Source organism: Prevotella sp. 20925_1_30 (genome assembly GCF_041433025.1).
GTDB lineage: Bacteria > Bacteroidota > Bacteroidia > Bacteroidales > Bacteroidaceae > Prevotella > Prevotella vespertina.
The window spans coordinates 1-1,619 of sequence record NZ_JAPWAR010000065.1; the positions used below are offsets into that span (position 1 = coordinate 1).

Annotated in this window: 1 protein-coding gene; it reads right to left on the reverse strand. The window is 40.8% G+C overall.

The features are described from left to right. Window positions 1-313 precede the first annotated feature (313 nt). Window positions 314-1,366 carry an IS110 family transposase gene (locus O3603_RS12000; RefSeq protein ID WP_371523049.1) on the reverse strand — a complete coding sequence of 351 codons (1,053 nt, stop codon included), beginning with the start codon at window positions 1,364-1,366 and terminating at the stop codon, window positions 314-316. Window positions 1,367-1,619 lie beyond the last annotated feature (253 nt).

Genomic DNA, 1,619 nt, shown 5'->3' on the forward strand with positions numbered 1-1,619 from the left:
CCTGCGCGAAAGAAAGGAAAGAAGCCGGAAAGCCCCGATCCTTCTCCAAAAGAAAAGGAGAATAAAGAAGAGAATGGACCAGTAGCAGGGTAAAAGTCCTACCCCCAAAAAAGAAGCCTCCCCAAGCCCCTCCAAAGGAGGGGATGTCCTTATTGGATATAGTTTGAAACGAGCGAAAGTATGTAAGTAGGCTGGGGGACATCCCCTCCTTTGGCTTCCTAAGGTAAAATCCAAGGATTTTCCAAGAAAAGTTTATATTCCACTGTAATTTCTAAGTTAATGTGTTTTTATTTACATTTTCCACCCATATAGTTTATGCTATTTCTCTCTCCATTCTTCTGACTACTTCGTGATTATACTCATAATCATAGTCATGTTTTACCAAAGAGAACATGATGTGCAGTAGTTTGTTTGCTACATTGTTGAGGATCACAGCATACGGCTTACCCTTCTCCCTGAGCCTTTCACTATACTTTCTAAGTTCTGTGTTGGCAAGCATGGCACTTTTTGCAGCCATTCTCAAGTATCCCTTGAGCATCTTGCAACAGGCGTTTCTATACGGACTCTTCCTGTGTACCGATGTCCCAGAGTCTTCATAAAAAGTGAAGCAGCCACAGTAGCATGACATCTTATTAGGTGTGGTAATCTTCTTAAAATTCCCTGTGTAAGCGATAAGAGCTGCACCATTAATCAGACCGATGCCAACAATAGAAGTAAGGTGCTGGTAGTTCTTTTCCATCTCTTCATCTTCTTTCATAAGGTTTCTAATCTCTTCGTCACACTCTCCGATAACCTTATCGAGCCTCTTGATTTCCGCCTTTGACAGTCGTTCTATACATTTCCAAGCCTTACTATTCTTGTTCACCAATGTCTCTTTGTTATTCGCTAACCTTACCTTGCACTTCTTCCTCCGTTCAACCAAACTGTCACGATAGCAAATGAGTTCCTTTAAGTCTGCGATAGCTTCTGCGTCTGGGACAAAAGCCGTATAACGATTCTGATGTCTGGCTGCATATTGTGCTATTATTTCAGAGTCTTCCTTATCACTCTTACCGCGTTGGAAGCCTTTGGAACAATGTATTTGCAATGCACTTTCTCGCCACACATTCAGTCCATTTTTGTGGAGCCAATGACACAGAGGTAAATCGTAACTGCCCGTCGTCTCCATGCAAAACAGTGCTTCATCCATCTGACCACGGCTCTTAATGACTTTCCTTACCCAGGCGGTCATACTCCTAAAACCAGAAGGTCTGTTCTCAAACTTACTATACCCCAGTTTCTCCATCAATTCATAGCTCTCAATGTGAATTACTGTCACATCCAATGTTTCTTTGGAAACATCTATTCCAATACAAATCTTTTTCATATCTTTGCATATTATTTTATGGAATACATTGACCGAGAAGTTGTGTAGTGTGTCACTTTATATAGGCTATATGCCTAACTTCCTACTTACATTTTGCAGCTTCAATCCAGAGGGACTACGACCAAATTTAAACTCAAAGTTTAGAGGGGCTTTAGTTTATCCCTCTGGCGGTCAATTTTTCCTTACAACAACAAAGGTAAAAATTAATCGAGCTTAAAGAGAATTTCTGCTCTTTTTCTTTCACTGCAAAGAT

Coding starts and splice junctions, on each gene's coding strand:
- O3603_RS12000 (WP_371523049.1), bottom strand. CDS start 1,366: ATGAAAAAGATTTGTATTGGAATAGATGTTTCCAAAGAAACATTGGAT.